This is a genomic window from Enterobacter cloacae complex sp. ECNIH7 (assembly GCF_002208095.1).
Classification (GTDB): Bacteria; Pseudomonadota; Gammaproteobacteria; order Enterobacterales; family Enterobacteriaceae; genus Enterobacter; species Enterobacter cloacae_M.
Window position 1 is genome coordinate 4,985,806 of sequence record NZ_CP017990.1, and the last position, 17,627, is coordinate 5,003,432.

The 17,627-nt window shown below is 54.2% G+C and carries 9 protein-coding genes, 4 tRNA genes, 3 rRNA genes and 1 riboswitch; of the genes, 4 read left to right on the forward strand and 12 right to left on the reverse strand.

Features of this window, described 5'->3' with window-relative positions; genetic code table 11:
• The first annotated feature begins 109 nt into the window (after positions 1 to 109).
• On the forward strand, positions 110 to 931 hold the full coding sequence (gene hdfR, locus WM95_RS24880) for an HTH-type transcriptional regulator HdfR (protein WP_063408186.1): 822 nt from the start codon (positions 110 to 112) through the stop codon (positions 929 to 931).
• Positions 932 to 1,029: 98 nt separating this feature from the next.
• Here hdfR and WM95_RS24885 read toward each other — a convergent pair.
• From WM95_RS24885 to btuB, 9 genes are all read right to left on the reverse strand, one after another.
• Positions 1,030 to 1,105, reverse strand: a tRNA-Trp gene (locus tag WM95_RS24885).
• Positions 1,106 to 1,159: 54 nt separating this feature from the next.
• A tRNA-Asp gene (locus WM95_RS24890) sits at positions 1,160 to 1,236 on the reverse strand.
• A 55-nt stretch (positions 1,237 to 1,291) separates the two neighbouring features.
• A 5S ribosomal RNA gene (gene rrf, locus WM95_RS24895) occupies positions 1,292 to 1,407 on the reverse strand.
• A 69-nt stretch (positions 1,408 to 1,476) separates the two neighbouring features.
• A 23S ribosomal RNA gene (locus WM95_RS24900) occupies positions 1,477 to 4,381 on the reverse strand.
• Positions 4,382 to 4,552: 171 nt separating this feature from the next.
• Positions 4,553 to 4,628: transfer RNA gene (locus WM95_RS24905), tRNA-Ala, on the reverse strand.
• Between the two features lie 42 nt (positions 4,629 to 4,670).
• Positions 4,671 to 4,747, reverse strand: a tRNA-Ile gene (locus tag WM95_RS24910).
• 69 nt (positions 4,748 to 4,816) lie between these two features.
• A 16S ribosomal RNA gene (locus tag WM95_RS24915) occupies positions 4,817 to 6,358 on the reverse strand.
• The 16S, 23S and 5S rRNA genes sit together here with 4 tRNA genes alongside, the layout of an rRNA operon.
• Before the next feature lie 383 nt (positions 6,359 to 6,741).
• A complete protein-coding gene (gene murI, locus WM95_RS24925; RefSeq protein ID WP_063408247.1) occupies positions 6,742 to 7,593 on the reverse strand; it encodes a glutamate racemase in 852 nt (283 codons plus the stop codon).
• Positions 7,538 to 9,385, reverse strand: a complete 1,848-nt coding sequence (gene btuB / locus WM95_RS24930; protein ID WP_063408246.1) for a TonB-dependent vitamin B12 receptor BtuB — start codon at positions 9,383 to 9,385, stop codon at positions 7,538 to 7,540. The genes murI and btuB overlap by 56 nt, the downstream gene beginning before the upstream one ends.
• A gap of 66 nt (positions 9,386 to 9,451) precedes the next feature.
• Positions 9,452 to 9,627, reverse strand: a riboswitch (cobalamin riboswitch).
• 104 nt (positions 9,628 to 9,731) lie between these two features.
• On the opposite strand from btuB, the gene trmA reads away from it, so the two are divergent.
• Positions 9,732 to 10,832 carry a tRNA (uridine(54)-C5)-methyltransferase TrmA gene (gene trmA, locus WM95_RS24935; protein WP_023333837.1) on the forward strand — a complete coding sequence of 367 codons (1,101 nt, stop codon included), beginning with the start codon at positions 9,732 to 9,734 and terminating at the stop codon, positions 10,830 to 10,832.
• A 90-nt stretch (positions 10,833 to 10,922) separates the two neighbouring features.
• On the opposite strand, the gene WM95_RS24940 is transcribed toward trmA, so the two are convergent.
• Positions 10,923 to 11,282 carry a YijD family membrane protein gene (locus WM95_RS24940; RefSeq protein WP_045355521.1) on the reverse strand — a complete coding sequence of 120 codons (360 nt, stop codon included), beginning with the start codon at positions 11,280 to 11,282 and terminating at the stop codon, positions 10,923 to 10,925.
• Positions 11,283 to 11,291: 9 nt separating this feature from the next.
• Complete coding sequence (gene fabR / locus WM95_RS24945) at positions 11,292 to 11,930, reverse strand: HTH-type transcriptional repressor FabR (RefSeq protein WP_008501784.1); 639 nt, start codon at positions 11,928 to 11,930, stop codon at positions 11,292 to 11,294.
• A gap of 196 nt (positions 11,931 to 12,126) precedes the next feature.
• Between fabR and sthA the strand changes: the two genes are divergently transcribed.
• A complete protein-coding gene (sthA, locus tag WM95_RS24950) occupies positions 12,127 to 13,527 on the forward strand; it encodes a Si-specific NAD(P)(+) transhydrogenase (protein WP_008501785.1) in 1,401 nt (466 codons plus the stop codon).
• On the opposite strand, the gene oxyR is transcribed toward sthA, so the two are convergent.
• Positions 13,510 to 14,427, reverse strand: coding sequence for a DNA-binding transcriptional regulator OxyR (oxyR, locus tag WM95_RS24955; RefSeq protein WP_023309664.1), 918 nt, complete (start codon positions 14,425 to 14,427; stop codon positions 13,510 to 13,512). The two genes, sthA and oxyR, sit on opposite strands and share 18 nt — an antisense overlap.
• 489 nt (positions 14,428 to 14,916) lie before the next feature.
• Between oxyR and ppc the strand changes: the two genes are divergently transcribed.
• A complete protein-coding gene (gene ppc, locus WM95_RS24960) occupies positions 14,917 to 17,568 on the forward strand; it encodes a phosphoenolpyruvate carboxylase (protein ID WP_023309665.1) in 2,652 nt (883 codons plus the stop codon).
• Positions 17,569 to 17,627: the final 59 nt, after the last annotated feature.

The following is a 17,627-nucleotide window of genomic DNA, read 5'->3' on the forward strand; positions in this document are numbered from 1 at the left end:
TCCTAATTCTTTGGCCGAGCTATTTATGGCGCGGAGTATTAGTTACGCTTGACAGAGTGTAAAACAAAACATTTAAATCATAACGACAAATAATTTTGCGGAGAAAGATGTGGATACGGAATTGCTTAAAACTTTCCTTGAAGTGAGCAGAACACGCCACTTTGGGCGAGCAGCTGAAGCCCTTTACCTGACGCAGTCAGCAGTCAGTTTTCGTATTCGACAGCTGGAAAATCAACTGGGTGTGAATCTTTTTACTCGCCATCGTAACAATATTCGCTTAACGTCTGCCGGTGAGAAACTGCTGCCGTACGCAGAAACGCTCATGAATACCTGGCAGGCAGCACGTAAAGAGGTGGCGCATACTTCGAGGCATAATGAGTTCTCGATTGGGGCCAGCGCTTCTCTGTGGGAATGTATGCTAAGTCAGTGGCTTACCCGGTTGTATCATTCACACGGCCACCTGCAATTTGAAGCGAGAATTGCGCAACGGCAGTCGCTGGTTAAGCAGCTTCATGAGCGTCAGCTTGATCTTCTGATCACAACTGAAGCCCCCAAGATGGACGAATTTAGCAGCCAGATTGTAGGCCAGTTTGGCCTGGCGCTTTATGCCTCTGAACCTTCGATGATGAAGGCAGATCTGACCTATTTGCGCCTGGAATGGGGGCCAGATTTTCAGCAGCATGAGACTGGATTGATTGCACCTGATGATGTTCCGCAGTTAACGACCAGCTCGGCAGAGATCGCCTGTCAGCAGCTGCCCCTGCTGAAAGGTTGTACCTGGTTACCTGTTCGCTGGGCAGACACTAAAGCAGGGCTGCACACCGTGATGGATTCCACCACGCTTACCAGGCCGCTGTATGCAATTTGGCTGCAAAACAGTGATAAGCAATCACAGATAAAAGATCTATTAAAAATCAATGTAATGGATTGATGCATCAGCCAGCAGGGATGCTGGCTGAAAATTAAGAAGAGAGTTTTCTGCAGTGTTTTAGGCAAAAAAAATCCTTTGCCGAAGCAAAGGATTCTATATGGCAGGGGCGGAGAGACTCGAACTCGCGACACCCGGTTTTGGAGACCGGTGCTCTACCAACTGAGCTACGCCCCTAAAGTTTTTTTGCCATTAAGCCTGCCAACAAGGCAGGCTTAATGTCTTAATAAGTGGCGGAACGGACGGGACTCGAACCCGCGACCCCCTGCGTGACAGGCAGGTATTCTAACCGACTGAACTACCGCTCCACCGAAGACTGCTGTAACCACCGGATTTATGCACCGGCTTACTACTTAATTTGATGCCTGGCAGTTCCCTACTCTCACATGGGGAGACCCCACACTACCATCGGCGCTACGGCGTTTCACTTCTGAGTTCGGCATGGGGTCAGGTGGGACCACCGCGCTAAAGCCGCCAGGCAAATTCTGTTAATCTGTATCAGGCTGAAAATCGTGTCTGTCTCTTCGCCGAAACAGCTTCGGCGTTGTAAGGTTAAGCCTCACGGTTCATTAGTATCGGTTAGCTCAACGCATCGCTGCGCTTACACACCCGACCTATCAACGTCGTCGTCTTCAACGTTCCTTCAGGACCCTTAAAGGGTCAGGGAGAACTCATCTCGGGGCAAGTTTCGTGCTTAGATGCTTTCAGCACTTATCTTTTCCGCATTTAGCTACCGGGCAGTGCCATTGGCATGACAACCCGAACACCAGTGATGCGTCCACTCCGGTCCTCTCGTACTAGGAGCAGCCCCCCTCAATTCTCCAGCGCCCACGGCAGATAGGGACCGAACTGTCTCACGACGTTCTAAACCCAGCTCGCGTACCACTTTAAATGGCGAACAGCCATACCCTTGGGACCTACTTCAGCCCCAGGATGTGATGAGCCGACATCGAGGTGCCAAACACCGCCGTCGATATGAACTCTTGGGCGGTATCAGCCTGTTATCCCCGGAGTACCTTTTATCCGTTGAGCGATGGCCCTTCCATTCAGAACCACCGGATCACTATGACCTGCTTTCGCACCTGCTCGAGCCGTCACTCTCGCAGTCAAGCTAGCTTATGCCATTGCACTAACCTCCTGATGTCCGACCAGGATTAGCTAACCTTCGTGCTCCTCCGTTACTCTTTGGGAGGAGACCGCCCCAGTCAAACTACCCACCAGACACTGTCCGCAACCCGGATTACGGGTCTACGTTAGAACACCAGCCATTAAAGGGTGGTATTTCAAGGACGGCTCCACGCAGACTGGCGTCCACGCTTCAAAGCCTCCCACCTATCCTACACATCAAGGACCAGTGTTCAGTGTCAAGCTATAGTAAAGGTTCACGGGGTCTTTCCGTCTTGCCGCGGGTACACTGCATCTTCACAGCGAGTTCAATTTCACTGAGTCTCGGGTGGAGACAGCCTGGCCATCATTACGCCATTCGTGCAGGTCGGAACTTACCCGACAAGGAATTTCGCTACCTTAGGACCGTTATAGTTACGGCCGCCGTTTACCGGGGCTTCGATCAAGAGCTTCGCGTTGCCGCTAACCCCATCAATTAACCTTCCGGCACCGGGCAGGCGTCACACCGTATACGTCCACTTTCGTGTTTGCACAGTGCTGTGTTTTTAATAAACAGTTGCAGCCAGCTGGTATCTTCGACTGATTTCAGCTCCACCCGCAGGGGCTTCACCTACATATCAGCGTGCCTTCTCCCGAAGTTACGGCACCATTTTGCCTAGTTCCTTCACCCGAGTTCTCTCAAGCGCCTTGGTATTCTCTACCTGACCACCTGTGTCGGTTTGGGGTACGATTTCGTGTTACCTGATGCTTAGAGGCTTTTCCTGGAAGCAGGGCATTTGTTACTTCAGCACCGTAGTGCCTCGTCATCACACCTCAGCGTTAAAAGGTACCGGATTTACCTGGAACCTCCGCCTACATGCTTAAACCGGGACAACCGTCGCCCGGCTAACATAGCCTTCTCCGTCCCCCCTTCGCAGTAACACCAAGTACAGGAATATTAACCTGTTTCCCATCGACTACGCCTTTCGGCCTCGCCTTAGGGGTCGACTCACCCTGCCCCGATTAACGTTGGACAGGAACCCTTGGTCTTCCGGCGAGCGGGCTTTTCACCCGCTTTATCGTTACTTATGTCAGCATTCGCACTTCTGATACCTCCAGCATGCCTCACAGCACACCTTCAACGGCTTACAGAACGCTCCCCTACCCAACAACGCATAAGCGTCGCTGCCGCAGCTTCGGTGCATGGTTTAGCCCCGTTACATCTTCCGCGCAGGCCGACTCGACCAGTGAGCTATTACGCTTTCTTTAAATGATGGCTGCTTCTAAGCCAACATCCTGGCTGTCTGTGCCTTCCCACATCGTTTCCCACTTAACCATGACTTTGGGACCTTAGCTGGCGGTCTGGGTTGTTTCCCTCTTCACGACGGACGTTAGCACCCGCCGTGTGTCTCCCGTGATAACATTCTTCGGTATTCGTAGTTTGCATCGGGTTGGTAAGCCGGGATGGCCCCCTAGCCGAAACAGTGCTCTACCCCCGAAGATGAGTTCACGAGGCGCTACCTAAATAGCTTTCGGGGAGAACCAGCTATCTCCCGGTTTGATTGGCCTTTCACCCCCAGCCACAAGTCATCCGCTAATTTTTCAACATTAGTCGGTTCGGTCCTCCAGTTAGTGTTACCCAACCTTCAACCTGCCCATGGCTAGATCACCGGGTTTCGGGTCTATACCCTGCAACTTAACGCCCAGTTAAGACTCGGTTTCCCTTCGGCTCCCCTATACGGTTAACCTTGCTACAGAATATAAGTCGCTGACCCATTATACAAAAGGTACGCAGTCACACCACGAAGGTGCTCCCACTGCTTGTACGTACACGGTTTCAGGTTCTTTTTCACTCCCCTCGCCGGGGTTCTTTTCGCCTTTCCCTCACGGTACTGGTTCACTATCGGTCAGTCAGGAGTATTTAGCCTTGGAGGATGGTCCCCCCATATTCAGACAGGATACCACGTGTCCCGCCCTACTCTTCGAGTTCACAGCCTGTGTGCTTTCGTGTACGGGACTGTCACCCTGTACCGTGCGACTTTCCAGACGCTTCCACTAACACACAAGCTGATTCAGACTCTGGGCTGCTCCCCGTTCGCTCGCCGCTACTGGGGGAATCTCGGTTGATTTCTTTTCCTCGGGGTACTTAGATGTTTCAGTTCCCCCGGTTCGCCTCGTTAACCTATGTATTCAGTTAACGATAGTGCAACGAATTGCACTGGGTTTCCCCATTCGGACATCGCCGGGTCAAAGGTTCATATCACCTCGCCGGCGCTTTTCGCAGATTAGCACGTCCTTCATCGCCTCTGACTGCCAGGGCATCCACCGTGTACGCTTAGTCGCTTAACCTCACAACCCGAAGATGTTTCACTTCTGATTGCGAAAATTTGAGAGACTCGAACACACCACTTAAGATGTGTCGTTTCAATTTTCAGCTTGATCCAGATTTTTAAAGAGCAAAACTTCGCAGTGCACCTTTTCAGGTTCACTCTGAAGTTTTCTTGTGTTCGCAGTAAAAGATGGTGGAGCTATGCGGGATCGAACCGCAGACCTCCTGCGTGCAAAGCAGGCGCTCTCCCAGCTGAGCTATAGCCCCATCGTTTATAATCTCTGTACCGCTCATCCTTTAAAAGGAGTTTGGTAGGCCTGAGTGGACTTGAACCACCGACCTCACCCTTATCAGGGGTGCGCTCTAACCACCTGAGCTACAAGCCTGCAGAGATTTTTACTGCTGTTTTTCATCAGACAATCTGTGTGAGCACTGCAAAGGCAGGTTCTTTAAGGTAAGGAGGTGATCCAACCGCAGGTTCCCCTACGGTTACCTTGTTACGACTTCACCCCAGTCATGAATCACAAAGTGGTAAGCGCCCTCCCGAAGGTTAAGCTACCTACTTCTTTTGCAACCCACTCCCATGGTGTGACGGGCGGTGTGTACAAGGCCCGGGAACGTATTCACCGTAGCATTCTGATCTACGATTACTAGCGATTCCGACTTCATGGAGTCGAGTTGCAGACTCCAATCCGGACTACGACGCACTTTATGAGGTCCGCTTGCTCTCGCGAGGTCGCTTCTCTTTGTATGCGCCATTGTAGCACGTGTGTAGCCCTACTCGTAAGGGCCATGATGACTTGACGTCATCCCCACCTTCCTCCAGTTTATCACTGGCAGTCTCCTTTGAGTTCCCGGCCTAACCGCTGGCAACAAAGGATAAGGGTTGCGCTCGTTGCGGGACTTAACCCAACATTTCACAACACGAGCTGACGACAGCCATGCAGCACCTGTCTCAGAGTTCCCGAAGGCACCAAAGCATCTCTGCTAAGTTCTCTGGATGTCAAGAGTAGGTAAGGTTCTTCGCGTTGCATCGAATTAAACCACATGCTCCACCGCTTGTGCGGGCCCCCGTCAATTCATTTGAGTTTTAACCTTGCGGCCGTACTCCCCAGGCGGTCGACTTAACGCGTTAGCTCCGGAAGCCACGCCTCAAGGGCACAACCTCCAAGTCGACATCGTTTACGGCGTGGACTACCAGGGTATCTAATCCTGTTTGCTCCCCACGCTTTCGCACCTGAGCGTCAGTCTTTGTCCAGGGGGCCGCCTTCGCCACCGGTATTCCTCCAGATCTCTACGCATTTCACCGCTACACCTGGAATTCTACCCCCCTCTACAAGACTCTAGCCTGCCAGTTTCGAATGCAGTTCCCAGGTTGAGCCCGGGGATTTCACATCCGACTTGACAGACCGCCTGCGTGCGCTTTACGCCCAGTAATTCCGATTAACGCTTGCACCCTCCGTATTACCGCGGCTGCTGGCACGGAGTTAGCCGGTGCTTCTTCTGCGGGTAACGTCAATTGCTGAGGTTATTAACCTCAGCACCTTCCTCCCCGCTGAAAGTACTTTACAACCCGAAGGCCTTCTTCATACACGCGGCATGGCTGCATCAGGCTTGCGCCCATTGTGCAATATTCCCCACTGCTGCCTCCCGTAGGAGTCTGGACCGTGTCTCAGTTCCAGTGTGGCTGGTCATCCTCTCAGACCAGCTAGGGATCGTCGCCTAGGTGAGCCATTACCCCACCTACTAGCTAATCCCATCTGGGCACATCTGATGGCAAGAGGCCCGAAGGTCCCCCTCTTTGGTCTTGCGACGTTATGCGGTATTAGCTACCGTTTCCAGTAGTTATCCCCCTCCATCAGGCAGTTTCCCAGACATTACTCACCCGTCCGCCGCTCGCCGGCAAAGTAGCAAGCTACTTTCCGCTGCCGCTCGACTTGCATGTGTTAGGCCTGCCGCCAGCGTTCAATCTGAGCCATGATCAAACTCTTCAATTTAAGTTTGATGCTCGTGAATTAAACTTCGTAATGAATTACGTATGTTCACTCAGAGACTTGGTATTCATTTATTGTCCGGAGACATTAAGAATCCATGTCACTTTGAGTGCCCACACAGATTGTCTGATAAATTGTTAAAGAGCAGTTGCAACGCAGCGTTAAGCTCACCGTTGCGAGGTCCCGTATATTACGTTTTCCTCATTCAGAGTCAAGCGATTATTTTTGCTTTTCTCTGCCGGCGTTCATCTCTGAACCCCGCTAACCCGGCGGCCTGTAAGCCGTTGTTCCGTGTCAGTGGAGGCGCATTATAGGGAGTTCTCAGACGTTGACAACCCCTCTTTTAAAAAAAACTTTCAACCGTCTCTTTTTTGCTCAAAACCGTGCTACAGCGCCAGTTTTTCGAGCGTTTCAAAGCCATAACGGCGTAAAACGGGTAAAAGTTGCTCAGTCTCTTTCGTGATGGCCATACAAAACGCGATATTCGCATCGGTAGATTTCGCATCCGGCGCTTCATGCTCCAGCAACCAGGCCGTACGACGGGCGATAGCCGCACCGGAATCAACCAGGCGCGTCCCCTCCGGCAATACCTCTAATAGCTCTTCCTGTAATAGCGGGAAGTGAGTACAGCCCAGCACAACGGTATCCGGAGGTTCGGGCATCCGCAGCCACGGACGAAGAATACGACGCAGCTCGTCGAGTGATACCGCTTTTCCATGCAGCTTCGCTTCAGCCATCTCCACCAGCTCAGCCGAACCCAGCATCGCAATCTGGCATTCGTTGGCAAAACGGTCGATCAGCTCGCGGGTATAAGGACGCTTTACCGTGCCTCGCGTTGCCAGCAAACCCACAATGCCGTTCGCCGTAAGGCGCGCGGCAGGCTTTATCGCAGGAACAACGCCCACAACCGGGAACTGGAATTTTTCACGCAGGGCAGGAAGAGAAACGGTGCTCGCCGTATTACAGGCGATAACCGCCAGCGCAAGGGGATAGCGCTTTTGTACAGCGGTGACAATTTCAACCACACGCTCAACAATAAAATCTTCGCTCTTTTCCCCATACGGGAAAGCGACGTTATCGAAGGCGTAGATGTAATGGAGATCCGGCAGGAGATGCCGAATCTCATCATAGACCGAAAGCCCACCGACGCCGGAATCAAACACCAGCACGGTGGGACGCGGATTAGAAGGTGTAGCTGCCAGACAAGGTATATTCCCGTCCTGCAGTTTGGTAGCCATAAACTGTCTCGTAATCTTTATCGAACAGGTTGGCTATTTTACCACGAACTGTGAGATGTGAGGTGACAGGATACGAAACTGCGACATCCCACAGGCTGACACCACCCATTTTTACTTTCTCAGACGGATAAGCACCAAAGTCAGTGTCGTAACGCGTACCGAGATAGTGATAAGTCAGGCTCCAGTCGAAATCATAGATCTGCGTGTCGAGCTGATATTTCACCTGCTGCTTAGCACGACGGTCCAGAAGTTCGTTGGTTGCGGCATTGCGGGCATCCACATAGTCGTAGCCTACAGTATGCGTCAACGGGCCCGTATCAAACGATGCTGTCGCTTCCACACCTTTAATGCGCGCTTTACCGACGTTGTAATATTGCTGAAGGTTATTATCGAAGTCGATGAGATTATCGACGTCATTACGGTAGCCAGAGACGCGCCAGCTCACGCCCGCCGTCAGGCCTTCAAAGGCACCTTCCCACTGCTTACTCTCTTCTGGATCAAGATGGTCATTGCCATAGAAACCATAGAGCTGACCCAGATTCGGAGCCTTATAGGCCGTACCATAAGAAGCAACGAAGCGGTAACCCTCCACGAACTCCCAGGCCGCACTACTTTGCCAGGTGCCATGGCGGCCGAACTGAGAGTTGTCATCGCTGCGAACCGCTCCTTCCAGAGTGAAGTCACCAAACTGCTGCAGCCCGGTCAGGTAAACGCCGGTGTTACGCAGGTCGTAGCCGTTGGTCACGTAGTTTGTACCCGGCTCGGTGCTCTGCTTCTGCCAGTCAACGCCCGCGCCAATGTTTCCATGGCCAACATCAACGGAATTCAGCCACTGGACGTTGTACTGTTTGATTTCATCCAGGGTGGCAGTCGAATCGTAGCGGCCCAGATTTGGGTCGTAGTTATAGTCCTTGCTGTGGCTATAGCTGGTGAGCAGCTGTGAATGGAAGATGTCATCGTTGAAGCGCAATCCAGCATCCCAGGTCTGACTATAGAGCTGGCGGGTATCGACCAGTACATCGGGGGTAAATGAGCTGTAGTAACCGTCGTAGGCAGTACGGTTGCTGTAGCCAAAGCCGCGAACAAATCCGCTCCACCGCTCCGAGAATGCGTGATCCAGTGCACCATAGAGCGTTTTATTCATAAAGCCGTCGCGATCGGTCTGGGCAAGGCCACCATTGTTGCCGTCCGCAACCACATCAAACCCTTTGGTATAGGTGTAATCACCCGCAAGCGTGACGCGCGTGCTGTCGCCCAATGTTTGCTGAGTACTGCCGCCATAATTCTGGTAACCATGCGACCCTGCACCTGCATTCAGCGTGGTACCGTCCTTCGCGCGAGTGGTAATAATGTTTACGACTCCGCCGATCGCGTCCGAGCCGTATACCGCCGAACGCGGTCCACGAACATATTCGATACGCTGCACCAGGGAGATCGGGAACTGGCTGAGATCGGACGACCCCGTGACGCCCGCCTGGTTAAGGCGGATCCCATCAACCAGGATCAGGACGTGGCTGGAGTTGGTGCCACGTATAAAGAGAGAAGAGAGTTGCCCCATCCCGCCACTTTGCGCCGTATCCACGCCGGGCAGGCGACGCATAACATCCAGGACTGAGGTTGATTGCCAACGGTCAATATCGGCACGCGTAACAACGGAGGTTGCAGCCAGAATAGTTTTTTCAGGTTGTTCAAAACGATTTGCCGTCACCACCAACGAGTCGGCGCTATCCTGCGCCCAGCCCGAAAATGCCGTGACGGACAACGCCGTCAACAGCGATATTTTTTTAATCATTGTTAAAGCATCCACAATATAAGAAGGATGCCGCAGGCCTCATCGATAGCACGCGATGATGAAACCAAATGCGACGTGATCCCGGCAGGTCTTCGGGCTAGGTGGCTATACAAGGATGAAGACTTCCCATTTTCACAGTGTCTACAACGCTCATCCCGCCAGACTTTACCGCTGCGCGTCAGCTCCAGATTTACACTGGATTCCCTTTTCACTCTCAGGAGACCGGAAACAGAATGCTACAATTAGACACGTATGGATGTCCAGACAGCTATTGCCCATTAAATCTGGACATCCCCTGAACAATGCCTACAATCCCCGCGTAATTCTTTATCACTCAGGACGCATCATGACCCCAGAACACCTCCCGACAGAACAGTACGACGCGCAGCTGGCAGAGAAAGTCGTCCGCCTGCAAAGTATGATGACGCCTTTCAACGCGCCCGTTCCCGAGGTGTTCCGCTCTCCCGTCAGCCACTACCGCATGCGCGCCGAGTTCCGCATCTGGCACGACGGCGACGACCTGTACCACATCATTTTCGATCAGCAGACGAAATCCCGTATCCGCGTGGACAGTTTTCCGGCGGCGAGCGAGCTCATTAACCAGTTGATGACGTTGATAATGGACGGCGTGCGCAACAATCCGGTACTGCGTAACAAGCTGTTCCAGATTGACTACCTGACCACGCAAAGCAATCAGGCGATTGTCTCTCTGCTGTATCACAAAGCGCTTAACGACGAGTGGCGCGAGCAGGCAGAAGCGCTGCGCGATGCGCTGCGCGCGCAGAACATCAACGTTCACCTGATTGGCCGCGCGACCAAAACCAAAATCATGCTGGATCAGGACTACATCGACGAGCGCCTGCCGGTGGCAGGTAAAGAGATGGTGTATCGTCAGGTCGAGAACAGCTTCACCCAGCCGAACGCTGCGATGAACGTGCAGATGCTGGAGTGGGCGCTGAAGGCGACGGAAGGGTCAACGGGCGATCTGCTTGAGCTCTACTGCGGTAACGGCAACTTCTCGCTGGCGCTGGCGCGTAACTTCGATCGCGTGCTGGCAACGGAAATCGCAAAGCCGTCGGTGGCAGCCGCGCAGTACAACATTGCCGCCAACCATATCGACAACGTGCAGATCATTCGTATGGCCGCAGAAGAGTTCACGCAGGCCATGAACGGCGTACGCCAGTTTAACCGCCTGGAAGGGATCGATCTCAAGAGCTACCAGTGTGAGACGATTTTTGTCGACCCGCCGCGCAGTGGCCTGGACAGCGAAACCGAGAAGATGGTGCAGGCGTACCCGCGTATTTTGTACATCTCCTGTAACCCGGAGACGCTGTGCAAGAACCTCGAAACATTAGGCCAGACGCACAAGGTTGAACGTCTGGCGCTGTTCGATCAGTTCCCGTATACGCACCATATGGAGTGCGGCGTACTGCTCACGGCGAAGTAATGTGGGGCTTGTAGGGCAGGTAAGCGAAGCGCCACCTGCCAAAAAAGCCGGATGGCGCTTCGCTTATCCGGCCTACAATGACGAAACCCTTTACTCTGATAACTGGCTTTTACGGCTACGCATGCGCGAGCCAATCCAGAACACCAGCGCCACAGACAGTACCGCAGGGAAGAAGTTAGAGCCGATATCCGGATATTCCGCGCGAACCACCGTGCTGTACAGCAATACGCCCAGAATAAAGCAGGCAGCGGCCAGCCCCGGTAGCCCCACCGGCATGGTGCGGTTCAGGTAACGTTGATGCAGGCAGTAAACCGTCAGCACCAGCGCAATAAGCGGGAAAATCGAAAACGGCACGATTGAGCTAAAAATAGCGGCAAACGTACCATTAATGGATAAGCCAGCGATCAATGCCAGCAACAGCGTCCCTTTATCCTGACCTGACTGTTTCATTACTCACCTTCACTCTTCGGTTTGATGTGCCAGTTTCTCTTGTTCACGGCGATACCAGTAGTACGCGCCTTTGGAGATCATCCTGAGCTGCAATACCAGCCGCTCTTCGAGCTGCTTGCGTTGTTCAATGCTGACATCCAGCGCTTCGGCACCCGCACTGAAAACAATCGTCACCATCGCCTCGGCCTGTGCTTCAGTAAACGCGCGCGGCATATGGTTTTCGAGTTCAAGATAGTCGGCAAGTTCCGCGATGAAATGCTGAATTTCACGCGCGACGGCGGCACGAAACGCCGCCGATGTGCCCGAACGCTCGCGCAGAAGCAGACGAAACGCGTTGGGGTTATTGCCGATAAATTCCATAAAGGTCGATACGGAGGTGCGGATCACGCTGCCCCCTTTGGCGATACGCTGACGCGCCTGGCGCATCAGCTGGCGCAGCATCAGGCCGCTCTCGTCGACCATGGTCAGGCCCAGTTCATCCACATCACGGAAATGACGATAGAAGGACGTTGGCGCAATCCCGGCCTCGCGTGCGACTTCGCGCAGGCTCAAACTGGCAAAACTTCGCTCAGCACTCAGTTGACTGAATGCTGCTTCCACCAGCGAACGCCGGGTTTTCTCTTTTTGTTGTGCTCTTACGCCCATCACGATAGTTGAATCCTTCCAAAGGCCTGATGGCACTATACCAGAGAATAAAATTAATCTGTTTGCCTGGCTTTGTGAATGATTGTTTACGTGCGGTTTGTGCTCCACTGCCCGAAAAAAGCACAACGATAATTGGGTTACCCTGGCAATGATGTTATGATTCTGTTGCTTTTATGTATAAGAACAGGTAAGCCTTACCATGCCACATTCCTACGATTACGACGCAATAGTTATTGGTTCCGGCCCCGGCGGCGAAGGTGCTGCTATGGGTCTGGTGAAACAGGGAGCCAGAGTAGCGGTCATCGAGCGCTACCATAATGTCGGCGGCGGTTGCACCCACTGGGGCACCATCCCTTCGAAAGCCCTCCGCCACGCCGTTAGCCGCATTATCGAATTTAACCAGAACCCTCTTTACAGCGACCACTCCCGACTTCTTCGTTCATCCTTTGCTGACATCCTGAATCATGCGGATACCGTTATTAACCAGCAGACACGCATGCGTCAGGGATTTTATGAGCGTAACCACTGTGAGATTTTGCAGGGCAATGCGCATTTTGTGGATGAACACACCCTGGCACTCGAATGCCACGACGGTTCGGTTGAAACCATCACGGCTGAAAAATTTGTTATAGCCTGCGGCTCACGCCCTTACCATCCGGCCGACGTGGACTTCTCGCACCCGCGCGTTTACGACAGCGACTCGATTCTGAGCCTGCACCATGAGCCTCGCCACGTCATTATCTATGGCGCAGGGGTCATTGGTTGCGAATATGCGTCGATCTTCCGCGGAATGGACGTCAAAGTTGACCTGATCAACACCCGTGACCGCCTCCTGGCATTCCTCGATCAGGAGATGTCGGACTCCCTCTCCTACCACTTCTGGAACAGCGGCGTGGTGATTCGCCACAACGAAGAGTACGAGAAGATTGAGGGCTGTGACGACGGGGTGATCATGCACCTGAAGTCCGGTAAGAAGCTGAAAGCAGACTGCCTGCTGTACGCCAACGGTCGTACCGGCAACACCGATTCACTGCAGCTGGAAAATATCGGGCTTGAAACCGACAGCCGCGGTCAGCTGAAGGTCAACAGCATGTATCAGACCGCCCTGCCGCACGTTTACGCGGTCGGCGACGTGATTGGCTACCCAAGCCTGGCCTCAGCCGCTTACGACCAGGGACGCATTGCCGCACAGGCGCTGGTAAAAGGCGAAGCGACGGCGCACCTGATCGAAGATATTCCGACGGGCATCTATACCATCCCGGAAATCAGTTCTGTCGGGAAAACCGAGCAGCAGCTGACGTCAATGAAGGTGCCTTACGAGGTGGGACGCGCCCAGTTTAAACATCTGGCGCGGGCGCAAATTGTGGGGATGAGCGTGGGAACGCTGAAGATCTTGTTCCATCGCGAGACCAAAGAGATCCTCGGCATTCACTGCTTTGGTGAACGCGCGGCGGAAATCATTCATATCGGCCAGGCGATAATGGAGCAGAAAGGCGGTGGTAACACCATTGAGTACTTCGTTAACACCACCTTTAACTACCCGACCATGGCGGAAGCCTATCGGGTAGCTGCGCTGAACGGCTTAAACCGCCTGTTTTAACGCGCTGTCGAAATGGCCATCCATCGAACCACGGATGGCCTCTGCCAGCTGCTCATAGCGGCTGCGCAGCGGTGAACCCGGACGATACACCAGGCCGATAGTGCGACGCGGCTCCGGCTTAATGCACGGCAGATAAACCACGCCATCACGTTTACGCTCGCGCGGCACGGCCAGCGCAGGCAGCAGCGTAATACCGCTTCCCGCCGCGACCATATTACGCAGCGTTTCCAGGCTGGTTGCGCGGAAATGGGTATCTTCATCCGCACCCGCTTCAAAGCAAAAGCCCATCGCCTGATCGCGCAGGCAGTGGCCATCTTCCAGCATCAGCAGCTTTTCACCGGCCAGATCGGCCATCGGTACGCGATCGCGGTTCGCCCACGGGTGATCTTCATAGATCGCCAGCATCATCGGCTCATCGAACAGCGGCACTTCAATAAAGGCTTCACTCTCTTTCACCAGCGCCAGAATGGCGCAGTCGAGCTTGCCGCTGTCTAACTGCGCCAGCAGCTGATGGGTCTGCGCTTCATGCAGGTACATTTCGAGTTTCGGGAACGTCTGGTGCAGCATCGGAATGATGTGCGGCAACAGGTACGGGCCAACGGTTGGGATCAGGCCAATATGCAGCGGGCCGGACATCGCCTCCCCCTGCTGGCTTGCCATTTCCTTGAGCACTTTGACCTCGCGCAGCACTGTGCGCGCCTGATCCACCAGCAGCAGACCTGCCTGTGTGAACAGAACCTTACGACTGGTGCGCTCCAGCAGCATCACGCCCAGCTCGTCTTCCAGCTTGCGGATCTGACCGCTCAGCGTGGGCTGGCTGACGTGGCAGGAGTCTGCCGCGCGGCGAAAGTGACGATGCTCGGCTAACGCTACCAGGTATTCAAGATCACGAATATTCATTATTCATCCTCCGTCGCCACGATAGTTCATGGCGATAGATAGCATAGCAACGAACGATTATCCCTATCAAGCATTCTGTTGAATAATACACCACATAGACGAGGCGGCACGTGTTTGACCCTTGACGTCCCCGCTCCGTCAGCGAGTTTCTCTCAAAACTCGAACAACTAAAGCCAACGTGAACTTTTGCGGACCCCGTGGTCCGCTTTTTTTTTGCGTAAAAAAACCCGCAGATAAAAGCAAAATGGCAACCGAAGCTGCCATTTTTCGTGTTTACCCCTTTTCCCTGGTACATTCTCATAAGCATCTCTTATCTGACGCAATGGGAATTAAATTTCGTAAATTGCCCTCATTTATTCGTTTGCTGAACCGTTTTCGCAGCAATTGACGACGGGGGTTTTACGTGGCTTTATAAGGGGAGATGACAAAATAATGTCCAGAAAATTTTCGCCTGGGCATAAACAAAAATGATGGGGTGACTGGGTTTTTATGAACGAACAATATTCCGCGTTGCGTAGTAATGTCAGTATGCTCGGCAAAGTGCTTGGAGATACCATCAAAGACGCGTTGGGGGAGAACATCCTCGACCGCGTTGAAACCATCCGCAAGCTGTCTAAATCTTCCCGTGCCGGTAACGAGGCCAGTCGTCAGGAGCTGCTCACCACCTTGCAGAACCTCTCAAACGATGAGCTGCTGCCCGTTGCACGCGCATTCAGCCAGTTCCTGAACCTGGCCAACACCGCTGAGCAATACCACAGCATTTCGCCAAATGGCGAAGCTGCCAGCAACCCGGAAGTCATTGCCCGCACCCTGCGTAAACTGAAAGACCAGCCAGACCTCAACGAAGCCACCATCAAAAAAGCGGTGGAGTCGCTTTCGCTGGAGCTGGTGCTGACCGCACACCCCACTGAAATTACCCGTCGCACCCTGATCCACAAAATGGTGGAAGTGAACAACTGTCTGAAGCAGTTGGATAACAAAGACATTGCCGACTACGAACGCAACCAGTTGATGCGCCGTCTGCGCCAGCTGATTGCCCAGTCCTGGCACACCGATGAAATTCGTAAGCATCGTCCAAGCCCGGTCGACGAAGCGAAATGGGGATTTGCGGTGGTGGAAAACAGCCTGTGGGAAGGGGTGCCTAACTACCTGCGCGAGCTGAACGAACAGCTGGAAGAGAACCTCGGCTACCGCCTGCCGGTCGACTTTGTTCCGGTCCGCTTCACCTCCTGGATGGGCGGCGACCGCGACGGCAACCCGAACGTGACCGCAGAAATTACCCGTCACGTCCTGCTGCTGAGCCGCTGGAAAGCGACCGACCTGTTCCTGAAAGACATTCAGGTGCTGATCTCCGAGCTGTCGATGGTTGAAGCGACGCCGGAACTGCGCGCGCTGGCCGGAGAAGAAGGCGCCAGCGAGCCGTACCGTTTCCTGATGAAGAAACTGCGTGGTCAGCTGATGGCCACCCAGGCCTGGCTGGAAGCGCGTCTGAAAGGTCAGCGCCTGCCAAAACCAGAGGGTCTGCTCAGCCAGAACGAACAGCTCTGGGAGCCGCTGTATGCCTGTTATAAATCACTGCAGGCCTGCGGGATGGGCATCATCGCTAATGGCGAACTGCTCGACACCCTGCGCCGCGTGAAGTGTTTTGGCGTGCCGCTGGTGCGTATCGACGTACGTCAGGAAAGTACCCGTCATACCGAAGCGCTGGGCGAGCTGACCCGCTATCTCGGCATCGGTGACTATGAAAGCTGGTCCGAAGCCGACAAACAGGCCTTCCTGATCCGCGAGCTGAACTCGAAGCGCCCTCTGCTGCCGCGCAACTGGGAGCCAAGCAACGAAACCCGCGAAGTACTCAACACCTGTAAAGCGATCGTGGACGCGCCGAAAGGATCGGTGGCCGCCTATGTGATCTCCATGGCGAAGACCCCGTCAGACGTGCTGGGCGTTCACCTTCTGCTGAAAGAAGCGGGAATCGACTACGCTCTGCCGGTCGCCCCGCTGTTTGAGACCCTCGACGACCTGAACAACGCCAACGACGTCATGACCCAGCTGCTGAATATCGACTGGTACCGCGGCTTTATTCAGGGCAAACAGATGGTGATGATTGGCTATTCCGACTCCGCGAAAGATGCGGGCGTGATGGCGGCATCCTGGGCGCAGTATCAGGCGCAGGACGCACTGATCAAAACCTGCGAGAAAGCCGGTATTGAGCTGACCCTGTTCCACGGACGCGGTGGCTCGATTGGCCGTGGCGGCGCGCCTGCACACGCAGCGCTGCTGTCGCAGCCGCCGGGAAGCCTCAAAGGCGGCCTGCGCGTCACCGAGCAGGGCGAGATGATCCGCTTCAAGTACGGTCTGCCGGAAGTGACCATCAGCAGCCTGTCGCTCTACACCAGCGCGATCCTGGAAGCAAACCTGCTGCCGCCGCCGGAGCCGAAAGCATCCTGGTGCCATATCATGGACGAGCTGTCTGATATCTCCTGCGATCTGTACCGCGGCTACGTGCGTGAAAACAAAGATTTCGTTCCTTACTTCCGCTCGGCCACGCCTGAGCAGGAGCTGGGTAAACTGCCGCTGGGCTCACGTCCTGCAAAGCGTCGCCCGACCGGTGGCGTAGAGTCTCTGCGCGCGATCCCGTGGATCTTCGCCTGGACGCAGAACCGTTTGATGCTGCCCGCCTGGCTGGGTGCCGGTGCCGCACTGCAAAAAGTGGTGGAAGACGGTAAACAGAACGAACTGGAAACCATGTGCCGCGACTGGCCGTTCTTCTCTACCCGTCTGGGCATGCTGGAGATGGTCTTCTCGAAAGCTGACCTGTGGCTGGCGGAATACTACGACCAGCGTCTGGTGAAACCAGAGCTGTGGGCGCTAGGTAAAGAGCTGCGCGAACTGCTGGAAGGCGACATCAAAGTGGTACTGGACATCGCCAACGACTCACATCTGATGGCGGACCTGCCGTGGATTGCCGAGTCTATTCAGCTGCGTAACATCTACACCGACCCGCTGAACGTCCTGCAGGCAGAGCTGCTGCACCGTTCGCGTCTGGCAGAAGAAGAAGGGAAAGAGCCGGATCCGCGCGTTGAACAGGCGCTGATGGTGACGATTGCGGGCGTTGCGGCAGGTATGCGTAACACCGGCTAATGCTTTACGCCCGGCGGCGCTACGCTTGCACGGGCCTACGATACGTAGGCCGGGTAAGC

Coding starts and splice junctions, on each gene's coding strand:
- murI (WP_063408247.1), bottom strand. CDS start 7,593: ATGGCTACCAAACTGCAGGACGGGAATATACCTTGTCTGGCAGCTACA.
- btuB (WP_063408246.1), bottom strand. CDS start 9,385: ATGATTAAAAAAATATCGCTGTTGACGGCGTTGTCCGTCACGGCATTT.
- trmA (WP_023333837.1), top strand. CDS start 9,732: ATGACCCCAGAACACCTCCCGACAGAACAGTACGACGCGCAGCTGGCA.
- WM95_RS24940 (WP_045355521.1), bottom strand. CDS start 11,282: ATGAAACAGTCAGGTCAGGATAAAGGGACGCTGTTGCTGGCATTGATC.
- sthA (WP_008501785.1), top strand. CDS start 12,127: ATGCCACATTCCTACGATTACGACGCAATAGTTATTGGTTCCGGCCCC.
- oxyR (WP_023309664.1), bottom strand. CDS start 14,427: ATGAATATTCGTGATCTTGAATACCTGGTAGCGTTAGCCGAGCATCGT.
- ppc (WP_023309665.1), top strand. CDS start 14,917: ATGAACGAACAATATTCCGCGTTGCGTAGTAATGTCAGTATGCTCGGC.